The organism is Streptomyces sp. NPDC004721, assembly GCF_053601495.1.
The window spans coordinates 98,106-121,356 of the sequence record NZ_JBSGBZ010000014.1; the positions used below are offsets into that span (position 1 = coordinate 98,106).

The window sequence follows — 23,251 nt, forward strand, 5'->3', positions numbered from 1 at the left end:
GAGCGCTCGTTGACGGATCTCGCGCAGGAGCACCCGTGACGGTTCCGACGGTGACCTCGCTGTGCCGGGTGCTCGGTACGGATCTCGCGCCGGCCGAGGGGTTCGCCGCCTCGGGGCGGGAGGTGTCGGCCGTGCACATCAGCGAACTGCTCGATCCGACCGGCTATCTGAACGGCGGAGAGCTGCTGCTGACGACGGGCCTGTCCCTGCCCCGGAACAAGCTCGGCTGCGAACGGTACGTCGGCCGCCTGGTCGAGGCGGAGCTGACCGCGCTGGCCCTCGGCCTCGGCCCGGTGCACGCGGAGGTTCCGGCGCCGCTCCTGGCGGCCTGCCGGAAGCTGGGGCTGTGCCTGCTCACCGTCCCGCCCCCCACGCCGTTCCTGCGCATCACGAAGGCCTACTGGGCCGCCGTCTCCCGCACGGCCGAGCAGCACCTCAAGGACGTCCTGGCGACGCAACGGGCGCTCGTCGACGCGGCCGCGTCCGCCGATCCGGTCGCCACGGTCCTGCGCACCCTCGGCCGGTCGCTCGACGCCTGGGCGGCGGCCTACACAGCGGCGGGCGAGGTGGACCAGGTGTTCCCCGCCGGGGCCGCCGAGCAGGCCGAGCGGGTACGCGGGGAGATCGTCCGGCTGGAGGGCGCCGGAGCGCACTCCGCCGCCTCGTTCGCGACCGGGTCGGGAGCGGTGATCGTGTTCCCGCTGGCCGGGCACGAGCGGGCCGCGGGGTTCCTCGCGGTCGGCACCTCGACGCCACTGGATCCCACGAGGCGCAGAGCCGTGCTGACGGCGTCGGCGTTGCTGAGCCTGGACGCGGTGCGCGGTTCGCGCGCCGAATCCGTGGCCGACGAAGGGCAGCGCTGCGTCGGTCTGCTGGTCGGCTTCGGGCACCTGGACGCCGCGCGGAGGCTCGCGGGCGCGGTGCGGGCACCGAGCCCGCCGGACCACGTCCGCGTCCTGGCGGTGAGGGGCCGGGCGAGCGACATCCTCATTGGAGTGGTCCGCCGCTGGTGCCCGGAGGCGATCGCCGTACGGACGGACGACCGGGCGGCCTGGTTCCTGGTCCCCGCGGACCATCCCCCGACCGCGTGCCTGGAGGACGCGGTACGGCGGGCGGACGCCGACGCCGCGGCCGTACTGACGGAGGTGGTCCCGGTCGGGCGGGCACCGGCCGTCCGCGCGGTCGCCGCCGCGACGCTGGCGGACCTCGCTCCGGGAACCCGGCTGCTCGCCCACCTGTCGGCGAGGCCGTACGGCGGCGATCCGGTCGCGCGCATGGCCGCCGCCTGCGACCGGCTGACCGATGTCCTGCGCCAGGCCCTCGTCGGCTACCTGCGCCATCACGGCCAGTGGGAGGCGGCCTCCCGCGCGCTCGGTGTCCACCGCAACACGCTCCGGCACCGCGTCTCGCGCTGCCAGACGCTGCTCGGCGTGGATCTCACCGACCCGGACGTCACCGCGGAACTGTGGCTGCTTCTGCGCCGCCGGGGGATGGTGTAGGGGACGGCCGGGGCGCGCCGGGCGCGGTCGCGGGTGCCCACCTGGTGCCGAGGTCGCGATCTTTCGGGAAAACCACTGACGGAAACGTGAACTGGCGTGCACAGCGGGGCTTTCGGAACGTAGTTTGTCGTTGGACAACCCGCGCGACGGAGAACGGACGGTACCCATGACCCACCCCGCGACGAGCCCCGACCCAGCGGCGCACCAGAAGATAGACACGACGGTGCCGCACTCGGCTCGGATCTGGAACTACTGGCTGGGTGGCAAGGACAACTACGCCGTCGACGAGGAGGCCGGCGACGCCTACACCGCCGTCTTCCCCGGCATCGTCACCATCGCCCGCAGCAGCCGCGGCTTCCTGCGCCGCAACATCACCTACCTGGTCGCCGAGGCGGGCATCCGGCAGTTCCTGGACATCGGCACCGGCCTGCCGACGGCCGACAACACGCACGAGGTCGCCCAGCGCATCGCCCCCGAGGCCCGGATCGTCTACGTCGACAACGACCCGATGGTCCTGGCCCACGCCCGCGCCCTGCTCTACTCCACTCCGGAGGGGGCGACCGCCTACGTCGACGCCAACGTGCTGGACCCGGACCGCATCCTCGCGGCCGCCGCCGACACGCTGGACTTCAGCCGTCCCATCGGCCTCATCCTCAGCAACATCCTTGGTCACGTCGCCGATTACGACCAGGCGCGCTCCATCGTCTCCCGGCTGCTGGACGCACTGCCGTCCGGCAGCTACCTCTCCATCAATGACGGGTCCCTGGGCACCGACCCGGACTTCGAAGAGGCCCAGGAGGGCTACAACAAGAGCGGCGCCATTCCGTACAACCTGCGCACCGTCGACCAGATCACGGCGTTCTTCGACGGACTGGAGCTCGTGGAGCCCGGGGTCGTCTCGGTTCCGCACTGGCGTCCGGACCCCGAAGCCCCCGCCGTGGCGCCCGTCGCCGAGCACGGGGGCCTCGCGCGCAAGCCGTGACACCCGTGCGAGCCGTCCCGCGGCCGTGACCGGAGCACCCCACCGCGGTCCGGTCACGGCCGCTGCCGTTGGGCCGCCCGGGGCGACCAGGGCCCGGAGCGCCGGCACGGGTGTGCCCGTCAGGCGGCCCGGTCCTTGCGCAGGAAGCGGCGCAGTCGCCGCAGCGGCCAGGTGTTGATCACGTCGTCCGGGGTCAGCCATCCGCGCTGGGCCGTGCCGATTCCGTAGCGCAGGTAGGCGAGGTGGAGGAGGGAGTGGGCGTCGGAGTCGACGGCGAACTTCGCGCCGTGGCTCCTGGCCCGCAGGATGTCCTCGTCGCCCAGGTCGAGGCGGTCCGGCTGGGCGTTGATCTCCAGGGCCGTGCCGGTGCGGGCGCAGGCGGCGAAGACCTCGTCGAGGTCGGCGTCGATGCCCGGCCGCCTGCCGATCAGACGGGTGGTGGGGTGGCCGATGACATGCACGTGGGGGTTCTCGCAGGCGCGCACGAGCCGCCGGGTCATCGCCTCGCGGCCGAGCCCGAAGTGGGAGTGCACCGAGGCCACGCAGATGTCGAAGCCCGCGAGGAACTCGTCGGGCCAGTCCACGTCCCCGTCCGGGCCGATGTTGAGTTCGGTGCCGTGCAGCAGCCGCATCCCGTGGTGCCGGCCGTCCAGTGACCGCACCCGCTCGCGCTGGGCGAGGACCTTCTCCTCCGTCATGCGCTGCATGGCGAGGCCGGGCGCGTGGTCGGTGACCGCGTAGTACGCGTAGCCCCGGTCGGCGGCCGCGGCCACCATCTCCTCCAGCGGGGCGAGACCGTCGGTGAGGTCGGTGTGGGTGTGCAGATCACCCCTGACATCGTCCTCCGTCACCACCTCGGGCAGCTCGCCGCGCAGGCCGGCCTCGATCTCGCCCCGGTCCTCGCGCAGCGTGGGCGGGATCCACGGCAGGCCGAGCCTCGCGTACACCTCGTCCTCCGAGCGGGAGGCGACCCGCTGTCCGTTCTCGGCGTCGAACAGACCGTACTCGGAGAGCTTCAACCCCAGGTGGACGGCGATCGTGCGGGTGTGGATGTTGTGCGCCTTGGAACCGGTGAAGTACTGCATCGCGGCACCCCAGGAGTCCGGTCGCACCACGCGCAGGTCGACCTGGACGCCCGTGACGGTACGGATCGAGGTCTTCTTCGCGCCGTGCGCGATGACCTCGGCGGTGGAGGGCAGTTCGGTGAGCGCGCCCATGAAGGGCGCCGACCGGTCGGCGGCGACGAGGACGTCGATGTCCCCGATGGTCTCCCGCATGCGGCGCAGCGACCCCGCGTACGCGCACTGCGCGCACCCGGTGATCCGGGAGAGTTCGGCGACGATGTCCTCGGCGGACTCCATGGCGGTGCCCAGCAGGATCCGCTCCCCGGCCTGCTGCATCAGGGCGATGCCGTGCAGGATGTTCTCCTCGGTCCTCTTCCCGAAGCCCTTCAGGTCGCGCAGCTTCTCCGCCTTGATCGCGTCGGCCAGCTCGGCCACCGAGGAGATGTGCAGGTCCTCGTAGAGGGCCATCGCCTTCTTGGGCCCGAGGGTGGGGATGGTGATCAACTGCCGTACCCCCGCCGGAATCCTGGCCCGTGTCTCCTCCACCACCGTGACGTTGCCGGTGCGGAGGTACTCGACGACCTTCTCGGCGATCGACCTGCCCACGCCCGGGATCTCCTTCAGACCCGCGACATCGAGGTGGGAGACGTCGGCGGGGTGGCCGCCGATCGCGCGGGCGGCCTTCTCGTAGGCGCGCGCCTTGAACGCGTCGCCTCCGGTGATGGCGATGAGGTCCGCGTACTCCTGGAGGAGCGCCTCGACCTCCTCGTTGGCCCGAACCACGTCTCACAGTCTAGGAACCGACCCGTCCGGCGGGCCAGGTGCGACGATGACTGCAGGGGGCGAGCCCGACGGCATGCTCACCCTCCGGCCCCGCAGGGAAAGAAGCGCCATGTCCGAAGCCGCCCAGCCGGCCGAGGCTCTCGTGCGGGCCGTTCGCGCGGCCGGCGTGGGTGACGAGCGGCTGCTCCAGGCGGTGCGCGCGACGCCCCGGGCGGCGTTCGTGCCCGCCGCCCATTGCGCGGACGCCTACCGCGACGTGCCGCTTCCGATCGGCCACGGACAGGTGACCACCCAGCCCTCGCTCTCCGCCATGATGATCGACGGCCTCGGCCTGAGCGGGGACGAGCACGTCCTGGAGATCGGTACCGGACTCGGTTTCCAGACCGCGCTGCTCGCCGCACTGGCCGCCGACGTCGTGACCGTCGAGATGCGGCCGGACATCGCGGAGCGGGCACGTCGCAACCTCGCCGCTCAGGGCCTGCGGAACATCGAACTGCGCGTCGGGGACGGCAGTGGCGGGGTGCCGGACCGCGCTCCCTACGACGCGGTCGTCGTGTCCGCCGCCTTCCCGGAGGTACCGGCGCCGCTGGCCGCGCAGCTGCGTCCGGGCGGCCGCCTTGTGCAGCCCATCGGGCCCGGCGGCCGGGAGCAGGTCGTCTCCTTCCTGCGCACCGAGCGGGGACTGGAGCCGTGGCGGACACTCACGCCCGCGTGCTTCGTACGCCTGCGAGGGCGGTACGGCTTCTCCTCCTGAGCCCTCGGACCGCTGGGCCGACGGGAGGTCACTGATCCACCACCCGCACCACGGCGAGCGTGATGTTGTCGGGCCCGCCGGCTTCGATGGCGGCCTTCCACAGTTCGAAGGCCGCCCGGCCGTCGTCGAACTCCCGCAGCAGGTCGTCCAGGACGTCGTTCGGCACCGGGTCGGTCAGGCCGTCGGTGCAGATCAGGTACCGGTCGCCCGCGGCGAGGGGGCAGGCCGTCACATGCGGGGTGACAGCGTGGTACTTCCGGCCGCCGCCCAGGGCCTGGGTCAGGAGCGACGTCGTGCGCTGCCCCGGCGGGGTCGGCGGATTGTCGTCCACGCTGAGCTGGAGCAGCCCGTCCCGGGGTGCGGCGAAGATCCGGCTGTCGCCCACGTTGAACGCCAGCAGCGACCCGGGCAGGACGACGGCGCCCGCGACGGTGGTGCCCATCGTGGCCGGCCCGTCGCCTTCCGCGGCCGCGTACACCCGGCGGTTGCAGGCGTGCAGGACCTCGCGGACGTCGTCCTCGTCGCTCAGGCCGGGCCCGGCCAGAGCGAGCTGCCGGACCACCAGGGCACTGGCCACATGACCGCCGGGCTGGCCGCCGATCCCGTCGGCGACCGCGACGACGAGGGGCGTCCCGAGGGGGAACACCAGCGTCTGCGGATTCTCGGTCACCGTGGAGCACAGGGTCCACGGCCCGGCGACCAGGCTGTCCTCGTTGTGCTCGCGGACCAGTCCGGGATGGCTCAGCGCACTCACAGCGACGTACGTCATCACAGGTCACCGCCTTCCCCTGCGCGTCGGGGCGGATCGTGCGCCGAGACCATTGTCGGGTGGTCCGCCGGGCCGTGCAGCCCGGGCAGCCCGGCCCCCTGTGTGGGGCGGCGGGCCGGTCGGATCGGTGCGAGACTGACCAGGTGGGTGACTGGCGAGCCGGCCGGGAGCTTGCCAGGAGGTTGCCGTGAGCGACTTCGAACGTCGGGCCGTCGGCGAAGAGGCCCGGACTGCCGCTCCGCGGCCCAAGCCCGACTCCGACCCCGGCCTGCCGCACCCGTGAGGACCCGGGACATGACGCAGAATCACACAGCCGCAGCAGCCAGTGCCGTGCCCGAGCTGGAGGCCCGGCTGAGTCGGCTGGAAGCACAGACGGCGACGCTGGCGGAGGCCGTACGGGCGCTCGCCCGCGGTCTGGAGAACATCCCGTCACAGGACACCCCGCCCGAGGAGGCGGCCCAGGGAGCGCGCCTCGCCCACGAGCTCCTGCTCGCCCAGGGACTGTAGGCCCGCGTCGTCCGCACGGGCGGGCGCGGGGCGACGGGGCAGTCGGGAGCGACCATGAGACTTTCCTTTCTCGAACCTCTGTACAAGCAGTCCGGTCCCTTCGCGTCGGTGTATCTGGACACCTCCCGAGACAGCGCCGTCGCGGACCCCGACACGGCCATAGCACTGCGGTGGCGGCATCTGCGGGACGCCCTGATGTCCGAGGGGGCGGACCGGAGCACCATCACCGCGGTGGCCGACCTGGTGGGCAGCGACACGGAGGTACCCGGCCCGCACGGACAGGCGGTGTTCACCGCGCACGGCCACGCGGCCCTGCTGGACGAGCTGCCGCTCCCGCCCACGCGGGACACGGCGCACTTCGGAACGCTGCCGGACACCATGCCGCTGATCGTCCAGCACGCGCCCGGGATCCCCTACCTGGCGGTGCACGTCCGTTACGGCGGACGCCACTCCACGGACGCGACCGGCACCGTGCGCGTCGACGCCGAGGCCGGCACCTGGCCCCTGACCAGGGTCGCGCCCGGGCACCGACTGCACGAGGAGATCCCGGTGGGCGACTGGCCGCGGGCGGCCCAGGTGATCGGCCGGGAGCTGGAGGGCCACGCACGGCGCACCGACTGCGAGGCGGTGGTCGTCGCGGGAGACGTCTGGGCCCGCGGCATCCTCGTCAACCGGCTTCCCCCGCCCCTGCGCGGACACATCACCACGGTGGAGGGCACGGGCGAGTGGGTGCCGGGGCGGGCCTTGCTGGAGCAGCGGCTCGAAAGTCTCTTCAGCGGACGCATGGCCGCGCACGACCGGGGTCTGCTGGACGTCTTCCTGGCCCAGCGGGCGCACGGCGGAGCGACGGCCGAGGGGCTTTCCGCCGCGGTGTCGGCCCTGCAACGGGGCCGGGTCAAGGCCCTGCTCCTCAACAACCACCCCGAATCGCCGCTGCGCCTGTGGGTCGGCCCGGAACCAGGCGAACTCGCCCTCACCGAAGAGGAGTTGCGCTCCTACGGCGTACAGGACGTGCGCGAGGAGCGCGCCGACGCCGCGCTGACCCGGGCGCTGGTCGGCACGAGGGCGGAACTGGTCCTGGTGCCGGAGCGGGAGTTGCGGCTGCACGAGGGCGTCGGCGTCCTGCTGCGCTATCCGCTGCCCCGGAACGGCCCGGGCACACCGGGGGCACCACGGCCGTGATCGTCAGCGTGCCGCGCGGCCCCACTGCGGTCCGACCTTGCGCCATTCGGCTTCCCAGGCGCGGGCGCGGCACCGGTCGAGCGCGGCGCGGACCGCACAGCATCCGCCGCCGGCGGCACCCGCGAGGGCGAGCGACACCAACGCGCCCGTGGCGGCCGCCTGCGACGCGGCCTCGGACGGGGCCAGGGGCGGGGGTGTGACCCGGTGGTGCGGATCGGTCCACACCGCGATCCGGTCTCCCGCCGCGAGGGTGGGCGCGACGAGGGTCCGGTCCTCGTGCCGGGTACCGTCCGGAGCCGTCCAGCGGACGGTTCCCACGACCCGGTCGTCCGGCGTCGTCACGTTGTCGCCGCCGGGCCGCGCCGAGTGGACCAGGACGGCGGTGGCCGGGTGCCGCTCCACCTGCTGCCGGGCGAGGCCGTCCGCCGTCGCCTGTCCGACGACCACGCCCGCCAGGGGAGCCCCCACCGCGATGACGGCCCACGTGGCCAGCAGGACCCAGCCCTCGATCACGTCCTCGCGACGGCGCATCGGGTTGCTCCGCCACCGCCACAGCGGACGCCGGACGGGTTTGTTCGCCCTCATCGCTGCTCCCTTCGGTCCTTCGACCACCCCCCGGGTCCTCCGGCCACCCCCGACGCGCCGAGCGGACGGTCGCCCGCGCGGCTTCCTCCACCCCAGCGTGACAGCCTCGCGGGCCGCCGTCCTGGGGCCGCCCGACGCGGTCACACCGGCCGTTCGTCCCCGCCGGGGCGGGACCTCGGGCCCACCGTCCGCCACCCACCAGGCCGGTCGGCCCAGCGCCGCCGCGGCTCGAACGCGCGAGACTGGAGGAGAAGCACCGCACGGAGCTCCGCTGCGCACGTTCGTCCGCTCGGTTCGGCTTCAGGCCGGGGCCCGGGGCGACGGGGCGGGCGCGGAGTACGCGGAGTACGAGGACGGCGTCCTGACCATCAAGGTCCCGGTCCCGGAGGAGAAGACGGGCACCAGGACCATCCCGGTGCGGCACGTCTGAGCAGGGGCGATCTGCCGCACCCGCGGTGCGCGGCCGGTGTGGCGCCGACCGCGCACCCGCGGGGGAGAACGGGGAAGAAGGGGGACAAGCGCGGGGGACAAGGAAGGTGACCGTCATGCTGAGACCCGTCGTGGCCGGCCTGGACGGCTCGCGCGAGAGCCTCGCCGCGGCCCACTGGGCGGCCAGGGAAGCCCTGCGACGAGGGCTGCCGCTCCGGCTGGTGCACGCCTGGGAGGGCCTGCCCGAGACCGCCGGGAGAGCGGACCTGCCCGAGGTGCGGGTGCCGCAGTCCCGCGCGCGGCGGATGCTGCGGGACACGGTCACCCAGCTCACCGAGTCGTACCCGCGGCTGGACCTGTCCGGCGAGCAGGTGCACCGGCAGCCGGGTCCCGCGCTGCTCGACGAGGCGGAGGACGCCGAACTGCTGGTCATCGGCAGCCAGGGGCTCGGCGCGGTCGGGGGCTTCGTCCTGGGCTCGGTGGCCATGGCGACCGCCGTGCACGCCGAGCGGCCCGTCGTCCTCGTACGAGCGGGCGAGACCGCGGAGAGCGAACATCTGCCGGACGTCTCCGGACGTCCCTCGACGCGGACCGCGCACCGTGACGTGGCGGTCGCCGTCGACACCGACGGCCCCTGCGACGACCTGCTGGACTTCGCCTTCCGCGCCGCCGAACTGCGCAGGGCGCCCCTGCGCGTGGTGCACGCCTGGCACGTGCCGCTCACCCACGGGCTGCCGGACGCGCGGACCCGGGGATCGTTGCGGCAGGAGGCGGAGCGGGAACTCGCCGCGCTGCTGGAGCCCTGGCGGCAGAAGTTCCCCGCGGTGTACGTGACCGAGACCCTGCACGAGGGGCGCCCGGCCCACGTTCTGCCGCGCGCCGTGAGCGGGTCGGGCCTGCTGGTGGTGGGCCGCCGCAGAAAGTACCCCGTGATCGCGCACGCGGGTCCCGTCGCGCACGCCCTCGTCCACCACGTCACCCGCCCGGTCGTGCTCGTACCCCACGACTGACCGGACCCGGATGACCGGTACGACCTGCACGACCGATGTGATCGCGCGGTCCGTCGGGCCGTGGCCGCCGCCCCACGGCCCGCGGGCTGCACCGGCCGCCGCCGGGGAGGCGACGGCACCGGCGCGATGCGCTCAGCGCGGTTCGGTCAGCGCGGTTCGGTCAGCGCCGAGCCGCTCGTGAGGTCGCACTCGACGTCGACGACTCCCTCGACGGCCCGTACCAGGCGGGCGGCCACGGGCACCAGCGAGCTGTCCCGGATCCGGCCGGTGAGCGTGACCACGCCGTCGCGGACGCCGATGTGGATCGGTTCGAGCGGGGCGGGGAAGAGGTAGGAGACGATCTCCCGGCGGACCTCCTCGGCGAGGTCGTCGTCCGACCGCAGGAACACCTTCAGCAGGTCGCCCCGGCTGACCATGCCGTCCAGCATCCCCTCGCCGTTGACGACGGGCAGCCGCTTGACCCGGCGCTGGGCCATGATGCGCGCGGCCTCGGCGAGCGTGGCGTCGGAGTGCACGGTGACCGCCGGAGTCGTCATCAGCTCCCCGGCCGTCACCGCGCCCGCCTTGGCCAGGTCGGACAGCCGGCGCAGCTGGGTGAACCGGTCGGGGTCGCTGTCGCGGAACTCCTCCTTGGGCAGCAGGTCGGCCTCGGACACGACACCGATCACGCGTCCCTCGCCCTCCAGCACCGGAAGGGCACTGACCTTCCACTGCGCCATGAGGTTGATCATCTCCTTGAACGGGGCGTCACGACCGACGGCCACGACGGTGTGCGTCATGACGTCGCTCACGATGTGCGGGCTGCCGTGCACGGTCTCCTCCTCGGGACGTCGGATGCGGGTGCGGGCGGGTTCACCGGCCCCCGCTGCCGTAGGGGGCGTACAGGTCGAGCAGCCGGATGCGGGCCGCGTGGAGCCGGTGGGCGACCACACCGCCGACCCAGGCGGCGACGGCGCGACCGAACTCGGGATCCTCCCCGCACAGCTTGCGCACGGCCTCGGCGTCGAACTCGTAGGCCCGCACCGGGCTCGTGGCCTCGGCGCCCAGCTGCCACACATAGGGCGGGAAGTGCCAGGACCAGCCGAGCAGTTCGCCGTGGCCCAGCGATTCGATGACGGCGGCGCTCCGGCCCGGGACGTGCAGGTCGAGGGCGACGGTGCCGGTCCGGATGATCCAGAACCGGTCGGCGTGCCGCCCCTCGTGGAACAGACGGGCGCCCATGTCGAAGGAGGTCTCGCGGGCGAACCGCATGAGCCGCGCACGGTGCTCGGCCGGAAGGGCCGCGGCCCGGGTGGTGGTGGAGGTCATCGCTCCGGCTCCTCTCGTTCCTGCCGCCTCGCTCGGTCGGCGAGTTCGTCGTGCGGCGCCGCGGCGTCCCCGGTGCGGCCGGCACCGACCGCGTACCGCGTGGCGCACCGTCCGCAGTCCGCGCGGCCACGGGCCGAGCCCTGGACCGGGCCGCCGTCGCGCCCGGTGGGTCCGGCGACCGTGCGGCCGGGCCCGCCGAGGGGCCTGAACAGGGCGTCGAGTCCGCTCCTGACCAGGCCCGCGGTGGTGGGGCTGTCCGTCATCGTCCCCCTCCGGTTATGCCGGTCGCCCCGCTCCGGGATGCCGCTGCGCTGCTGTATCCAGCCTGTTCCCGTACGGCCCGCGCCGCCACGGGCCGCTCGGGCCCGCCAGGGGGCCCTTCGGCCCCAAATGGCGCCGGCGGGCCGTCGCCGCACGCCGCGAGGACGTCCGTCAGGCGGGCGCGGGACCGGCCAGCTCGACGATGTCGTCGGAGGCCACGTCGTGCAGCCGGATCGCGAGGTCCTCCAGGGCCCTGCTGACGGCGAGTTCGTCCCCGATCTCGGGAATCGGACGGTCGATGGGGTTGCGCCGGGCCACGCCCCGACCGGTGACCGTCGACGCTTCGCGGGTGCTGAGGACGGCACGGGCGTGGGTGTCGTCGCCGTCCTCGGTGATGTAGATCTGCACGGTCCACTGCTTGGCTTCCATCGCGACCACTTCCGTGCGAGTTCCGTACGTGGTTGTCCCGCCACTTCTCACCTTGCGCGCACGCCCGCGGCCGCGCCAGAGCCGAAAGGCCCCCGGCCCTCGGACGGCAGCCGAGGCCGGAGCCGGGGTTCACGGGGCGAGCGAGAAGTAGTTCTCCTCCTCCTGCGCGAAGTGCAGGCGCAGCACGGTGTGCAGGCCGTAGAGGCAGGCGAGCAGGTCCTCGGACTGCTCGGGGGCGAGGGCACCCTCGGTGCCGGCCAGCGAGAGGTGCGTGGCGATGCGCCGGGAGAGCCGCTCGATCTCGGCGTGGGCCCGGCTCATGGTGGCGGTCGCCTCGGGGCCGCCGAGCGCGGGCATCAGCGCCGGGTAGAGCTGGTGCTCTTCGGCGTACTCGTGGGGCAGCAGCCGTTCGGTGAGCAGCCGGTGCACTTCACGCACCGACGCCAGAGCGTCCGGGCCGGGACGTACGGCCAGCCGGGCCGCGGCCGAGCGCACCGCCTCCAGGACGTCCTGAAGGTCGTCGTGCTCGGCGGCGAAGCGCTGGATGAGGGCCTGAGTGGAGGGTTCGAGCGCCGGCTGGGCCGCCCGGTCCGTGCGCAGGGCGCGCAGCGCGTTGAGGATCACCACGACGTCGATCCCCTCCTGGAGCAGCGCGCCCACCGCGGGCGGCAGCAGCCCGAAGGCGGCCGCGACCATGGCGGCCAGGGACATCAGCATGCCCCCGAGGGCACTCTGCACCGCGATGCGCCGTGCGCGCACCGCGACCGCGGCCGCGTCGGCCAGCCGGTCCAGGCGGTCGGTGGTCAGGACGATGTCGGCGGCCTCGGAGGAGGCGGAGGATCCGCGCGCCCCCATCGCCACACCGACGTCCGCGGCGGCGAGTGCCGGTGCGTCGTTGACGCCGTCCCCCACCATCACGGTGACCGCGCGCTCCTGCTCCGCGCGGACCGCGGCCACCTTGCCGGCCGGGGAGAGCTCGGCGCGCACGCCGTCGAGTCCGAGGACGGCGGCGACCTCACGGGCGGGCTCGGGCCGGTCCCCGGTGAGCATGACGATCCGTTCGATGCCCGCCGTGCGCAGCCGACGCAGCGTCCGGGGGGCGTCGTGCCGCACCGGATCGCGCAGGAGCACGGCACCGACGGGCCGGGCCTCGACCGTGAGCCAGGCCACCGCGGCGCCGTCCAGCATCGCCCGGTTCTCCACCGCCCGGGCCCACGCGGGAGCCTCCGTACCGGCGGGCAGCCGGCCGATGGTCGCCCCGCGCCCGCCGACGACGCCGGAGATCCCCCGGCCGGCCTCCTCCGACACCTCCAGCGCCACGCCCGGGTCCAGCCCGCGCTCGTGCGCCGCGTCGACGATGGCCCGCGCCAGGACGTGCGGCGAGTACTGGTCGAGGGTGGCCGCCAGGTGCAGCACGTCGGCGGGCTTCCAGCCGGGCGCCGCGGTCACGTCGACCACGCGCGGCCGGCCGCCGGTGAGCGTGCCGGTCTTGTCCAGCAGCAGCGTACGGGCCCGTCCGAGGTTCTCCAGGGCGCCGCCGTCACGGACCACCACACCGAGCCGGGAGGCCCGGGACAGACCGGAGACGATCGCGACCGGAGCGGCGAGCAGCAGGGGGCACGGCGTGGCGACCACGAGGACCGCCACCGCGCGCACCGCGGACCCGCTGAGCAGCCAGGCCAGTCCGGCGGTCGCCACGGACAGCGGCAGGAACCAGGCCGCGTAGCGGTCGGCCAGGCGGACCAGGGGGGCCGACTCGGCGCCCGCCTGCCGGGCCAGCCGCACGATCTCGGCGTACGTGCTGTCCTGCTCGGTCGCCGCGGCCCGCAGCTCGAAGGCGTCGCCGGCGTTGACCACACCGCTGCGCACCTCCTGGCCCCGCGCCCGCTCGACGGGAGTGGCCTCCCCGGTGAGCACCGACTCGTCGAGCACGGCCAGGGCGTCCACCACCCTGCCGTCCACGGGGACGACCTCGCCCGGACCCACCACCAGCAGGTCGCCGACGCCGACCTCGGCCAGCGGCACCGTGCGGACGACGGTGCCGGCACGGCGGCGGGCCGTGCGGGGCGCGTGCTCCAGCAGGGCGACCAGCTCGTGGGAGGCACGTCGCTCGGCCGCGGCCTCCAGGGTGCGGCCGGTGGCGAGCATCAGGGCGATGAGCGCGCCGGCGAGGAACTCGCCGACCGCCAGGGTGCCGCCGAGCGCCAGAACCGCGATCAGATCCACGCCCGTACGGCCCTGGCGGAGCGCGGCCACCACCCAGCCCAGCGCGGGCACGACGGCGGCGACGGTGCCGAGCCCCCAGCACACGTCGGCCAGGCCGGTGTTCCCGGCCAGCCAGGAGACGCCTCCGGCGATCAGGGCCGCGGCGGTGACGGCCAGGAGCACGGGCTGGAACTCGGCGGTGGTCGGGGTCAGTGCCCTGGCCAGTCGGCGCAGCGGCCTGCCGGGCGTGCCGCGGCTCCCGGCCGGAGCGCTCACGGGAGCCGCCGCGCACGGCTCGGCAGCGAGGCGGGGTGGCGGGGGAGCACCGTGGCCGCCCACGCGGTGAGGCGGGCGGGTCCGGCGACCGCTCCCGTCATGGCGTACCTCCTGTTGCGGGCGCAGGCCGGACGCCACGTCCCGGCCGCGCGCGGCCCCGTACGGCGGTCCCTCCCAGTCTCCGCCCGGCCGGGAGTCGGAGCCAGGGCCGAACGGCACTGTCCGGGGCCCTTCCGGACCCTGCCGCGCCGGGCGCCGGGCCATCGGGCGGGCGCCCCCGCCGACGCCGGCCGGTCCGCCGCACCGCCCGCGGACACACGCGAGGGCGGGCCTTGTACAAGGCCCGCCCTCGTCCGATCGGTCGGATCGTCGCTTACTTGACGACGGTGACCCGGTCGGCGGCGGTCGGCGCGTACGGCGCGGCGGCCGAGGTGTTCGCCGTCAGGTAGTCGACCAGGGCGGCCAGGTCGTCGCTGCCGACGAACTGGTCGGTGCCCTTGGCGAACTCGGTGAAGCCGTCACCGCCGTCGGCCAGGAAGGAGTTCATGGCGACGCGGTAGGTGGCGGTGGGGTCGATCGGCTTGCCGTCCAGCCGGATGGAGTCCTCGACGACGCGGTCGGCGCCCGTCTTGGTCAGGTCCAGGGTGTAGGTGAGGCCGGAGGAGATCTGCAGGTACTTCGGGGCGGCGGCGTTGCTGCCGCTGACCTGCTGCTTCAGTACGGTGATCAGCTGCGCGCCGGTCAGGTTCTTGAGGTTGACCGTGTTGCTGAAGGGCTGCACCGCGAAGCCCTCGCCGAAGGTCACCACGCCGTCGCCCTCCTTGCCGGAGGCGGCGTAGACCAGGTCGGCACGGATGCCGCCCGGGTTCATCAGCGCCACGACGGCACGGCTGTCCAGGGACTTGGCGTGCGCCAGCTGCGCGTCCGCGATCAGGTCACCCAGCGGCGACTCGACGGCACCGGTGCGGGTGACGTCCTTGGTGATGTAGCCGACCGGCTTGTTGGCGACCGGCGCGGCCAGGGTCTGCCAGTCGTCGAGCAGCTGCGTCAGGTCGGCCGCCTTGGACTGGGTCCGGTTGACGACGCGGTTGGAGCCCTTGACCGTGGCGCGGACGATGTCGTCGGTGCGCGGGTCGTACTTCATGTTCAGCTCGGTGAAGAGCCGGCCGTAGGAGGCGGCGCTGGTCACCAGGCGGGGGTGGCCCGCCGGGTCCGGGATGGAGCAGACGTACGCGTTGTGGGTGTGGCCGGTGACGAGGGCGTCGACCTCCGGCGCGACCTTCTTGGCGATGTCCACGATGGGACCACTCAGCCCGGTGCTGCCGCCCGCGTCGCAGTCGTAGTTGTACGCCGAGGAAGCCGGGAACCCGCCCTCGTGGACGAGCGCCACGATCGCGTGGATGCCCTGCTGCTGGAGTTCCTTGGTGTACTTGTTGATCGTCTCGGCCTCGTCGAGGAACTTCAGTCCCTTGACGCCCGCGGCCGTGACGACGTTCGGGGTGCCCTTGAGGGTGACGCCGATGAAACCGACCTTCGCGCCCTTGACGTTCTGGACGACGTACGGCTTGAGAAGCGGCTTGCCGGTCTTCTCGTTGATCACGTTGGCCGACAGGATCGGGTAGTCGGCGCCCTTGAACTTGCGACCCTCGGCGTAGCAGCCGTCGACCGGGTGGCAGCCGCCGTTCTGGAGGCGGAGCAGCTCGTCCTTGCCCTCGTCGAACTCGTGGTTGCCCACGCCCGTGACGTCCAGGCCGAGCTTGTTCATCGCCTCGATGGTCGGCTCGTCGTGGAAGAGGCCGGACAGCAGCGGGCTGGCGCCGACGATGTCGCCGGCGGCGACGGTCAGCGACCGGTCGTGGCCGGTGCGCGCGGTGCGCAGGCTGCTCGCCAGGTACTCCACGCCGCCGGCGTCGATGTCCTTGGTGGTGCCGTCGGCCTGCCGCTCGGTGACCCGGCCGGAGGAGCCGGCCGGCGGCTCCAGGTTGCCGTGGAAGTCGTTGATGGCGAGGAGCTGGAGGTCCTTCAGGGGGGTCGAGCCGGCGTCGGGGCCGGCCTGCGCGGGGTTGGCCGCGACGAGAGCACCGGCGGTGGCCAGCGTGGCGGCCGCGGCGAGAGCCGCTATGAGGGCTCTTCGCGGAGCCGGGCGGCGGGAGTGGGTCGGCGACATGGTGCTCCTGATGTGACTGGAAAGAGTGGGGCAGCAGGCCGCAGCCTAGAGTCAACGCGCGTAGTTGTCAGGAACTTCGTGGTTACGGACAGGTTCCCATCTGGCGGAAGTTTGCAGTTCAGGGCGATTTTGCCAGATTCGCGTGCACGCCGAGAGCGGGTCGTCGCGGTAAGTCCACGGTGAGGAATCCGTGAGAAGTCGTCGCTCGGCCGGGGCGCGTGGACGCCTTCGGGCGAGGCCCGCTCGGCCTCCGTGGCCCCCTCGGGAGGCCCGGCTTCCGGGCGGTTCGGCCGGTTGAGCGGCCCCATCCCGGGCGTGGTGCCGTGTTGACGCGACGCGCCGGACGCCCTCACCCTGCCGTCCCGGGCGCGGCCGCCGGCGACTACCGTCCGCAGGAGGCATGAACCGACTCGTCCCCTGTGGGTGGATGGAGAGCGAAACGCATGATTCCTGGCGCGGTGACCGAACTGTCGGCCGGGCAACTCGCCGAGCCGACCCTCGGTCGTCTGCTGTCCTCGTGGCAGGCCGACGTCCCGGCGCTGGTCGTGGTGGCCGTTCTGGGCGGACTGTACGGCTGGGGCGTGCTGCGGCTGCGGCGGCGGGGCAGGAGCTGGTCGCCCGCCCGTACCGCCGCCTTCGCGCTGCTCGGACTGGGCACGCTGGTGGTGGCCACGATGTCGGCGCTGGCCGTGTACGACCACGTCCTGTTCTGGCCCGCCGCCGTGCAGAACATCCTGCTCGACCTGGTCGCGCCCCTCGGCCTGGCCCTCGGCGACCCGCTGCGGCTCGCGGTGGAGGCGCTGCCGGAGGGCAGAGCGGAGCGGGTCCGGCGGGCGATGACCGGGCGGCTGGTGCGTGTGCTCACCTTTCCCCTGGTCAGTACGGCCCTCGTGCTCGCCACCGAACTCGTCGTGTACTTCACGCCGTACTTCGCCACCGCGCTGCGCGTCGGCTGGCTGCACGAGCTGATGTACCTGCATCTGCTCACCGCGGGCTGCCTGTTCGTCGTCCCGGTGCTCACCCACGAGCGGGCGCTGCCGTCCTGGTGCACTCATCCGGTGCGGGCCGCGCTGGTGTTCCTGGACGGCATCGTCGACGCGTTGCCGGGTGTCGTGGTGATGACCCACGGGACGCTGATCGCGGGGGCCTGGTACCTGCACCACGCGCCTGCCTGGGTCACGGACGTCCACCACGACCAGCAGGTCGGCGGCGGCGCGATGGTCAGCATCGCCGAACTGGTCGCGCTTCCCTTCATCCTGGCGATCCTGGTGCAGTGGGCGCGCGCCGAACGCGTCCAGAACGCCGCCCTCGACCGCCGCCTCGACCAGGAACTCGCCCGCGTCGCCGTACCGTCCCGGCCGGCCGGCGAACAGGTCCCGGCGTCCGCGCCCGTGCTCGTCCGCCCCTGGTGGGAGACCGAGCGGAACGAGGTGGCCGACAGGATCAGGCGGCAGCGCGGCACTGGCTGACCCCGGCCCAGTTCTCCCGTAAAGGCCGGCGGGCCGGCTCGTGCGCCGTCGTACCCCGGCGCACTCGGCGTCCGCGCCGGGCCGCCGGCCGCGAACCTACGGACGTGTCTGCGCTGTCCTGGAGGACGGCACCGACGCCGAGTACGCCCCCGTACCGCCGTCGGCCGGACCTGCGCATCGCCGACTTCCGTAGGGCCGCTCCGGAGAACTCCTTCGCCCTGGCGGCGCCGCACAAGCCGACCCGGCCCGCGCCACCCCACCCACGGCCCGTGATCCGGCCACTCCCGCAGCGGCCACCACGGCCGTCCACCGGCCCGCCCGGCGCGGCCGGCACAACCGTCACCGCTGCCGCCTGCCGCCTGCCGACCTGTCCGGGGCTGCTCGTACAGCCGCCACCACTGCCGCCTGCTGGTCTGCTCGGCGCCGCTCGCGCTGCCGCCTGCCGGTCTGTCCGGCGTCGCTCACGCCGCGGTCTCCGCGGCCGTTCGTTGGCCCGTCTCGGGCTGGTCGTGGAGTTGTTACTGCGGCTTCCTGCTGGTCTGTCCGGCGCGGCTCGTGGAGCTGTCACCGCGTCCGTCCGCCGGCCTGTCTGGTGTGGCTCGCACAGCCGTCACCGCTGCGGCCTGCCGACCTGCCCGGCGCCGCTCGCGCAGCCGTCACCGCGGCGTCCGCGGGTCTGTTCGGCGTGGGGCTTGTGGAGCCGTCACCACGGCCGCCTGCCGGCCCGCTCGGCGCCGCTCGCGCTGCCGCCTGCCGGTCTGTCCGGCGTCGCTCACGCAGCCGTCACCGCGGCCGTCTCCCTGGTCTGTCCGTCGCGGTTCGTGGGGCTCACTGCGACCGTCTGCGGGTCTTTCCGGCTCGGCGCGTGTGGTTGTCACCGCGGCCATCTGTTGGTCTGTCCGGGTCCGCTCGTGCAGCCGTCGCCGCGACCGTCCGCCGGTCTGCTTGCGCAGCCGTCACCGTCGCCGAATGCCGGCCCGCGCCGTGCTGTGGTCGTGGAGGATCTCGGTGATGACGTGCCGGGCGACGCGGGCCATGAACGGGTTGGTGTCGCGGTAGTGGGACAGTTCCATGAGCGCGACCGACAGGGCCCAGCCTCGTCCCCGTGCCCAGGTCGCGTCGTCCACGTTCAGGGCGGTGCGGAAGTGCGGCCGTGCGGTGTCCGGCACCACGTACCACGCCGCGAGGAGGTCGACGGCGGGATCGCCCAGCCCGAGGCAGCCGAAGTCGATCACCGCGCACAGCCGGTCCCGGGCCAGCAGCATGTTCCCGGGTTGCAGATCGGCGTGGATCCACACCGGCGGCCCGTCCGGACCGGGTGCCCGCAGCGCCTCGTCCCAGGCGGCCTCGGCCGCGTCCGGGTCGACGGCGCCGCGCACCGCGGCGATGGCCGCGCGGGTCTCGGCGTCCCGCGCGGCCAGGGGTTCACCGCGGTAGGAGGGCGGCCCGTCCGCGGGATCGATCCGGTGCAGCGCGGTGACGAACCGCGCCAGGTCCGACGCCAGCCGGAGCGGCTCGGCGACGGCGCCGACCGCCGGGATCTCCCCGCCGATCCACCGGTAGACGGACCAGGGCCAGGGGCAGCCGTCGTCCGGCGCCCCCATGCCCAGCGGTACGGGCACGGCGAGCGGCAGCGACGGTGCGAGCCGGGGCAGCCAGGTGTGCTCCTTCTCGACGTCCTCGGCGGCTCCGGCGGTGCGGGGCAGCCGTACGACCATGTCCTCGCCGAGCCGGTACATGACGTTGGAGGTGCCGGCGGAGCCGATCCGCCGGACGGGAAGCCCGTCCCACCGCGGGAACTGAGCGGCGATCAGCCGCAGCACGAGCGAGTCGTCGAAGTCCGGCTGGTCCGGGCGCGAGCTGTCGGCACACATGGGCAGCCATCGAACGAGGTGTCCCGTGGTCCGGTCAACTGGTTTTGCCCGGCGGCCCGGAACCCGTCCGGGCGCCGTGCCCGCCCGCGGGAGCCGATTGGCGAGGGCCCCTCGGCGGGGAGACGATGAGAGCGCGGGGCTCGGCCCCCGCCGGTACCGTGCGCGTCGGCGCGGAGACGGAGACCGGCCCCGGCCGCAGGGATCAACGGCCGGAAGGGAGATCACCGTCATGCTGGAAGTGAAGACGGTCGAGAAGCCGGACGAGCGGCGCGACTTCCCACGGGGCCACCTCGAAGCCGTCCACCTCACCCGACTCGACTTCGCCGTGGCCACCTTCGAACCGGGCTGGCGCTGGTCCGAGTCGGTCGGCCCGATCGCCGGGACGCGCAGCTGCCTGGTCCACCACAACAGCTATGTCGTACAGGGCCGTATGCACCTGGCCATGGACGACGGCGGCGAGGCCGAGGTGGGACCGGGCGACGTCTTCGTCTGCTCGCCCGGACACGACGCCTGGGTCGTGGGCGACGAGCAGGTCGTGGTGTACGACTTCGCGGGCCCCATGGCACAGCGGTACGCGAAGCCGGGCGGAGTGTAGGCGCGGGGCGGACAGGACACCGCCCGACGACGTCACTCCCCGCTCACCAGCACCACCTCCAGGGTGCGCGGCCCGTGCACGCCCTCCACCCGGTCCAGTTCGATGTCACTGGTGGCGGAGGGGCCGGAGATCCAGGTCAGCGGCCGGGTCGGGTCGAGGCGGTCCAGTGCCTGCGGCACGGAGGAGACGACCTGGCCCGGAACGCGCACCACGCAGATGTGGTGGTCGGGGACGAGTGTGATCCGGCGCCGGCCCTGGTCGGGGGAGCCGTCCAGGACGAGGGTGCCTGTCTCGGCGACGGCGACCGCGCAGCCGGTGACGACGCTGTCGACCCGGTCGAGTTCGTGCGGGGTGCTGTCCGGCCGGTCCGCGACCAGGGTGATCTCGATGGCGGTCAGCCAGCCCTGCTCCAGGCCGGGCGGCACAAGGACGGTGTTCGAGCCCCGTTCGCCCAGCAGGTGGGCGATCAGCCGGGGCAGCCCCTCAGCGTCGCAGCGGTGCACGATCGCCCGGTAGTCGGTCAGGTTCTCGGCGAGCAGGTCCACCGTCTCCTCGGTGCTCCGGTCGCCGTGCTGCCGCAGATAGTCGCGGGAGACCGCCTGCTCGTACCTGGGGTGCCTGCCGGGCCGTTCCGGCGCTGGTGGGGGAGTGTCGTCCGGTGGTACGTCCGCCAGGGCGCGCCGTACCCGGCCCAGGATCCGGTCCCTGCTGCTCACTTCGCGTCCTTTCCGCCGGGTCGGCCGTCCGTGCGCTGCCACCAGTCGCGGAACGGCTCCGCCGGCACCGGCGGCAGATCGCGGGTGCCGCTCCAGGCCCGGCCGGGGCCGGGCAGCGTGCGGGGATGGAAGCGGCGGGTCCGGGAGGCGAGCCGCTGGCCGCCGCGCAGCGCGCCGGGGCGGGTCAGGGCCCAGCGGGCCGCGCGCATGGCCGCGCGCTCGGCGGCGTGCCCCTTGGCCGGCTTGAGGAGCACCTTGTTGCCCGCGCGCGTCGCCGGGCCGCCCTCGACGACGCGTTCGCGCAGGTGGACCAGCACCTCGGGGATGTCGATGGCCACCGGGCACACCTCGTAGCAGGCGCCGCACAGTGAGGACGCGTACGGCAGGGAGGCGTCGATCTCGCTTGCCGTGCCGCGCAGTTGGGGGCTGAGGATGGCGCCGATCGGGCCAGGGTAGACCGAGCCGTAGGCGTGCCCGCCGGCCCGCTCGTAGACCGGGCAGACGTTCAGGCAGGCCGAGCAGCGGATGCAGCGCAGGGCCTGGCGGCCGACCTCGTCGGCGAGTGTGTCGGTGCGGCCGTTGTCGAGCAGTACCAGGTGGAAGGTCGCGGGCCCGTCTCCGTCGGTGGTGCCGGTCCACATGGACGTGTACGGGTTCATCCGCTCGGCCGTCGAGGAGCGGGGGAGCGTCTGGAGGAAGACTTCCAGGTCGCGCCAGGTGGGCACGATCTTCTCGATGCCCACGACCGAGATCAGCGTCTCGGGCAGGGTCAGGCACATCCGCCCGTTCCCCTCGGACTCCACCACCACCAGCGTGCCGGTCTCGGCGACGACGAAGTTGGCGCCGGAGATGCCGACCTTGGCGCGCAGGAACTTCTCCCGCAGGTGCAGCCGCGCGGCCTCGGCGAGTTCGGCGGGAGTGTCGGTGAGGCCCTCGGGGGCCGGGCGGCCCCACCGGCTCATCTCGGAGCGGAAGATGTCCCGGATCTCGCCGCGGTTGCGGTGGATCGCGGGCACGAGGATGTGCGAGGGCCGGTCGTGGCCCAACTGCACGATCAGCTCGGCGAGATCGGTCTCGTAGGCCCGGATGCCCTCGGCCTCGAGGGCCTCGTTGAGGCCGATCTCCTGGGTGGCCATCGACTTGACCTTGACGACCTCGCTCTCGCCCGTGGTCTTGACCAGTCCGGCCACGATCCGGTTGGCCTCGTCGGCGTCGGCGGCCCAGTGGACGGTGCCGCCCGCGGCGGTGACCGCCTGCTCCACCCGCACCAGATACCAGTCCAGATGACGCAGGGTGTGGTCCTTGATCTGCCGTCCCGCCTCACGCAGCGCCGCCCAGTCCGGCATCTCCGCCACGGCCGCGGCCCGCTTGGCGCGGATGGTGTGGGTGGCGTGGCGCAGATTGCCGCGCAGGGTGGTGTCGCGCACGGCGTCGTGCGCGGCCCGGGGGAAGGCGGGGAACGCCGAGGAGCCGGGCATTCCCACGAACGTCGCGCTCATGCCGCGGCCTCCTCCTCCGTGCCGGCCAGGATCTCCGCGATGTGCACCGGCCGCATGCGCGTCCCGAGGCGGGCCATCGTGCCGCCGATGTGCATCAGGCACGAGTTGTCGCCCGCGCACAGCACCTCCGCGCCCGTCGACTCGGCGTTGCGCACCTTGTCGGCGCCCATCGCCGCCGAGACGTCGGGGTTCTTCACCGCGAAGGTGCCGCCGAAGCCGCAGCACTCCTCGGCCCCGGGCAGCTCCACCAGCTCCAGCCCCTTCACCGCGCGCAGCAGCCGCAGCGGCCGGTCCCCCAGGCCCAGGCTCCGCAGCCCGTGGCAGGTCGGGTGATAGGTCACCGTGTGCGGGTAGTACGCGCCCACGTCCGTCACCCCCAGCACGTCCACCAGGAACTCCGTCAGTTCGTACGTCCTGGGCACCACCGGGGCCAGGGTGGCCGCGAGCCCGCCCCCGCGCCCCTCGGCCCGTGCCCGTTCGCCCATGCGCGGATACAGCTCCCGCACCATCGCACCGCAGGAACCGGACGGGGTCACGATCGCCTCGTAGTCCCGGAAGACATCGGAGAAACGCCGGGCCAGCGGCTCGGCCTCGTGCCGGTACCCGGTGTTGTAGTGCGCCTGCCCACAGCATGTCTGGGCCATCGGGAAGTCCACCTCCACGCCCAGCCTGGTCAGGAGTTTCACCACCGCGCGCCCGGTGTCCGGATAGAGCGTGTCGTTGACGCAGGTCAGGAACAGAGCGACACGCATCGCGGCTCCTCGTGGTCGGTCATCGGACGAGTGATGGGGGCACCTCCCGCACGCGTTCAGCGTAGTGGGGGAGTAGTCAGGCGACGGGCCCGACGGGAGACTCCGGTTTCCGGCGTGGCGGAGACCGGAGTCTCCC

22 protein-coding genes are annotated in these 23,251 nt (G+C 73.6%); 9 read left to right on the forward strand and 13 right to left on the reverse strand.

The features are described from left to right. Nucleotides 1-35 precede the first annotated feature (35 nt). Nucleotides 36-1,499, forward strand: coding sequence for a PucR family transcriptional regulator (locus ACWEK3_RS15545; protein WP_450541870.1), 1,464 nt, complete (start codon nucleotides 36-38; stop codon nucleotides 1,497-1,499). A gap of 166 nt (nucleotides 1,500-1,665) precedes the next feature. Continuing rightward, nucleotides 1,666-2,481: an SAM-dependent methyltransferase gene (locus ACWEK3_RS15550; protein WP_384438215.1), complete on the forward strand. Its 816-nt coding sequence runs from the start codon at nucleotides 1,666-1,668 to the stop codon at nucleotides 2,479-2,481. Nucleotides 2,482-2,600: 119 nt separating this feature from the next. Here ACWEK3_RS15550 and polX read toward each other — a convergent pair whose 3' ends face one another. Then, entirely contained in the window at nucleotides 2,601-4,328 is a 1,728-nt protein-coding gene (gene polX / locus ACWEK3_RS15555; RefSeq protein WP_450541874.1) for a DNA polymerase/3'-5' exonuclease PolX, read from the reverse strand. A gap of 109 nt (nucleotides 4,329-4,437) precedes the next feature. On the opposite strand from polX, the gene ACWEK3_RS15560 reads away from it, so the two are divergent. Beyond that, nucleotides 4,438-5,082, forward strand: coding sequence for a protein-L-isoaspartate(D-aspartate) O-methyltransferase (locus tag ACWEK3_RS15560; RefSeq protein ID WP_383131694.1), 645 nt, complete (start codon nucleotides 4,438-4,440; stop codon nucleotides 5,080-5,082). Nucleotides 5,083-5,110: 28 nt separating this feature from the next. Here the strand turns inward: ACWEK3_RS15560 and ACWEK3_RS15565 are convergent, their stop codons facing one another. Further along, entirely contained in the window at nucleotides 5,111-5,851 is a 741-nt protein-coding gene (locus ACWEK3_RS15565; protein WP_450541877.1) for a PP2C family protein-serine/threonine phosphatase, read from the reverse strand. 294 nt (nucleotides 5,852-6,145) lie between these two features. Here ACWEK3_RS15565 and ACWEK3_RS15570 point away from each other — a divergent pair, with 294 nt between their 5' ends. Both ACWEK3_RS15570 and ACWEK3_RS15575 read left to right on the forward strand, forming a co-directional pair. Next, on the forward strand, nucleotides 6,146-6,358 hold the full coding sequence (locus ACWEK3_RS15570; protein ID WP_384438227.1) for a hypothetical protein: 213 nt from the start codon (nucleotides 6,146-6,148) through the stop codon (nucleotides 6,356-6,358). A gap of 54 nt (nucleotides 6,359-6,412) precedes the next feature. Continuing rightward, the gene (locus ACWEK3_RS15575; RefSeq protein ID WP_450541879.1) at nucleotides 6,413-7,540 is read left to right on the forward strand and encodes a baeRF2 domain-containing protein; all 1,128 of its coding nucleotides are present in this window, start codon (nucleotides 6,413-6,415) and stop codon (nucleotides 7,538-7,540) included. Between the two features lie 3 nt (nucleotides 7,541-7,543). Here ACWEK3_RS15575 and ACWEK3_RS15580 read toward each other — a convergent pair whose 3' ends face one another. Further along, nucleotides 7,544-8,125 carry an Rv1733c family protein gene (locus tag ACWEK3_RS15580; protein WP_450541881.1) on the reverse strand — a complete coding sequence of 194 codons (582 nt, stop codon included), beginning with the start codon at nucleotides 8,123-8,125 and terminating at the stop codon, nucleotides 7,544-7,546. Nucleotides 8,126-8,222: 97 nt separating this feature from the next. Between ACWEK3_RS15580 and ACWEK3_RS15585 the strand changes: the two genes are divergently transcribed. Next, on the forward strand, nucleotides 8,223-8,555 hold the full coding sequence (locus ACWEK3_RS15585; RefSeq protein ID WP_453249880.1) for an Hsp20 family protein: 333 nt from the start codon (nucleotides 8,223-8,225) through the stop codon (nucleotides 8,553-8,555). A 115-nt stretch (nucleotides 8,556-8,670) separates the two neighbouring features. Beyond that, nucleotides 8,671-9,564 carry a universal stress protein gene (locus tag ACWEK3_RS15590; RefSeq protein WP_450541884.1) on the forward strand — a complete coding sequence of 298 codons (894 nt, stop codon included), beginning with the start codon at nucleotides 8,671-8,673 and terminating at the stop codon, nucleotides 9,562-9,564. 146 nt (nucleotides 9,565-9,710) lie between these two features. On the opposite strand, the gene ACWEK3_RS15595 is transcribed toward ACWEK3_RS15590, so the two are convergent. From ACWEK3_RS15595 to ACWEK3_RS15620, 6 genes are all read right to left on the reverse strand, one after another. Beyond that, nucleotides 9,711-10,376: a CBS domain-containing protein gene (locus ACWEK3_RS15595; protein ID WP_450541886.1), complete on the reverse strand. Its 666-nt coding sequence runs from the start codon at nucleotides 10,374-10,376 to the stop codon at nucleotides 9,711-9,713. A gap of 40 nt (nucleotides 10,377-10,416) precedes the next feature. Then, nucleotides 10,417-10,872, reverse strand: coding sequence for a cyclic nucleotide-binding domain-containing protein (locus ACWEK3_RS15600; protein WP_450541888.1), 456 nt, complete (start codon nucleotides 10,870-10,872; stop codon nucleotides 10,417-10,419). Further along, nucleotides 10,869-11,135, reverse strand: a complete 267-nt coding sequence (locus ACWEK3_RS15605) for a hypothetical protein (RefSeq protein ID WP_453249881.1) — start codon at nucleotides 11,133-11,135, stop codon at nucleotides 10,869-10,871. Before ACWEK3_RS15605 ends, ACWEK3_RS15600 begins: the two co-directional genes overlap by 4 nt. 169 nt (nucleotides 11,136-11,304) lie before the next feature. After that, nucleotides 11,305-11,562 carry a DUF1876 domain-containing protein gene (locus ACWEK3_RS15610; RefSeq protein ID WP_365430362.1) on the reverse strand — a complete coding sequence of 86 codons (258 nt, stop codon included), beginning with the start codon at nucleotides 11,560-11,562 and terminating at the stop codon, nucleotides 11,305-11,307. 129 nt (nucleotides 11,563-11,691) lie between these two features. Beyond that, nucleotides 11,692-14,001: a heavy metal translocating P-type ATPase gene (locus ACWEK3_RS15615; protein ID WP_453249910.1), complete on the reverse strand. Its 2,310-nt coding sequence runs from the start codon at nucleotides 13,999-14,001 to the stop codon at nucleotides 11,692-11,694. 415 nt (nucleotides 14,002-14,416) lie between these two features. Next, complete coding sequence (locus tag ACWEK3_RS15620) at nucleotides 14,417-16,210, reverse strand: bifunctional metallophosphatase/5'-nucleotidase (protein WP_450541891.1); 1,794 nt, start codon at nucleotides 16,208-16,210, stop codon at nucleotides 14,417-14,419. Between the two features lie 443 nt (nucleotides 16,211-16,653). Between ACWEK3_RS15620 and ACWEK3_RS15625 the strand changes: the two genes are divergently transcribed. After that, nucleotides 16,654-17,679, forward strand: coding sequence for a cytochrome c oxidase assembly protein (locus ACWEK3_RS15625; protein ID WP_453249882.1), 1,026 nt, complete (start codon nucleotides 16,654-16,656; stop codon nucleotides 17,677-17,679). 956 nt (nucleotides 17,680-18,635) lie between these two features. Here ACWEK3_RS15625 and ACWEK3_RS15630 read toward each other — a convergent pair. Further along, a complete protein-coding gene (locus ACWEK3_RS15630; RefSeq protein WP_453249883.1) occupies nucleotides 18,636-19,553 on the reverse strand; it encodes an aminoglycoside phosphotransferase family protein in 918 nt (305 codons plus the stop codon). A gap of 229 nt (nucleotides 19,554-19,782) precedes the next feature. Here ACWEK3_RS15630 and ACWEK3_RS15635 point away from each other — a divergent pair, with 229 nt between their 5' ends. Next, a complete protein-coding gene (locus ACWEK3_RS15635; RefSeq protein WP_361420590.1) occupies nucleotides 19,783-20,148 on the forward strand; it encodes a cupin domain-containing protein in 366 nt (121 codons plus the stop codon). Nucleotides 20,149-20,180: 32 nt separating this feature from the next. Here ACWEK3_RS15635 and ACWEK3_RS15640 read toward each other — a convergent pair whose 3' ends face one another. Genes ACWEK3_RS15640 through ACWEK3_RS15650 form a run of 3 tightly spaced genes read right to left on the reverse strand, consistent with a single transcriptional unit; the run spans nucleotide 20,181 to nucleotide 23,115 of the window. Continuing rightward, nucleotides 20,181-20,864 carry a LutC/YkgG family protein gene (locus ACWEK3_RS15640; RefSeq protein ID WP_361420593.1) on the reverse strand — a complete coding sequence of 228 codons (684 nt, stop codon included), beginning with the start codon at nucleotides 20,862-20,864 and terminating at the stop codon, nucleotides 20,181-20,183. After that, complete coding sequence (locus ACWEK3_RS15645; RefSeq protein WP_453249884.1) at nucleotides 20,861-22,363, reverse strand: lactate utilization protein B; 1,503 nt, start codon at nucleotides 22,361-22,363, stop codon at nucleotides 20,861-20,863. Before ACWEK3_RS15645 ends, ACWEK3_RS15640 begins: the two co-directional genes overlap by 4 nt. Continuing rightward, nucleotides 22,360-23,115: a (Fe-S)-binding protein gene (locus ACWEK3_RS15650; protein ID WP_450541898.1), complete on the reverse strand. Its 756-nt coding sequence runs from the start codon at nucleotides 23,113-23,115 to the stop codon at nucleotides 22,360-22,362. Before ACWEK3_RS15650 ends, ACWEK3_RS15645 begins: the two co-directional genes overlap by 4 nt. Nucleotides 23,116-23,251: the final 136 nt, after the last annotated feature.

Excerpts from the sequence above, each read along its gene's own strand:
- ACWEK3_RS15620 (WP_450541891.1), bottom strand. The coding sequence starts at position 16,210 with ATGTCGCCGACCCACTCCCGCCGCCCGGCTCCGCGAAGAGCCCTCATA.
- ACWEK3_RS15570 (WP_384438227.1), top strand. The coding sequence starts at position 6,146 with ATGACGCAGAATCACACAGCCGCAGCAGCCAGTGCCGTGCCCGAGCTG.
- ACWEK3_RS15550 (WP_384438215.1), top strand. The coding sequence starts at position 1,666 with ATGACCCACCCCGCGACGAGCCCCGACCCAGCGGCGCACCAGAAGATA.
- ACWEK3_RS15565 (WP_450541877.1), bottom strand. The coding sequence starts at position 5,851 with ATGACGTACGTCGCTGTGAGTGCGCTGAGCCATCCCGGACTGGTCCGC.
- ACWEK3_RS15635 (WP_361420590.1), top strand. The coding sequence starts at position 19,783 with ATGCTGGAAGTGAAGACGGTCGAGAAGCCGGACGAGCGGCGCGACTTC.
- ACWEK3_RS15590 (WP_450541884.1), top strand. The coding sequence starts at position 8,671 with ATGCTGAGACCCGTCGTGGCCGGCCTGGACGGCTCGCGCGAGAGCCTC.
- ACWEK3_RS15580 (WP_450541881.1), bottom strand. The coding sequence starts at position 8,125 with ATGAGGGCGAACAAACCCGTCCGGCGTCCGCTGTGGCGGTGGCGGAGC.
- ACWEK3_RS15600 (WP_450541888.1), bottom strand. The coding sequence starts at position 10,872 with ATGACCTCCACCACCACCCGGGCCGCGGCCCTTCCGGCCGAGCACCGT.
- ACWEK3_RS15610 (WP_365430362.1), bottom strand. The coding sequence starts at position 11,562 with ATGGAAGCCAAGCAGTGGACCGTGCAGATCTACATCACCGAGGACGGC.
- ACWEK3_RS15560 (WP_383131694.1), top strand. The coding sequence starts at position 4,438 with ATGTCCGAAGCCGCCCAGCCGGCCGAGGCTCTCGTGCGGGCCGTTCGC.
- ACWEK3_RS15630 (WP_453249883.1), bottom strand. The coding sequence starts at position 19,553 with ATGTGTGCCGACAGCTCGCGCCCGGACCAGCCGGACTTCGACGACTCG.
- ACWEK3_RS15650 (WP_450541898.1), bottom strand. The coding sequence starts at position 23,115 with ATGCGTGTCGCTCTGTTCCTGACCTGCGTCAACGACACGCTCTATCCG.
- ACWEK3_RS15625 (WP_453249882.1), top strand. The coding sequence starts at position 16,654 with ATGATTCCTGGCGCGGTGACCGAACTGTCGGCCGGGCAACTCGCCGAG.
- ACWEK3_RS15605 (WP_453249881.1), bottom strand. The coding sequence starts at position 11,135 with ATGACGGACAGCCCCACCACCGCGGGCCTGGTCAGGAGCGGACTCGAC.
- ACWEK3_RS15645 (WP_453249884.1), bottom strand. The coding sequence starts at position 22,363 with ATGAGCGCGACGTTCGTGGGAATGCCCGGCTCCTCGGCGTTCCCCGCC.
- ACWEK3_RS15575 (WP_450541879.1), top strand. The coding sequence starts at position 6,413 with ATGAGACTTTCCTTTCTCGAACCTCTGTACAAGCAGTCCGGTCCCTTC.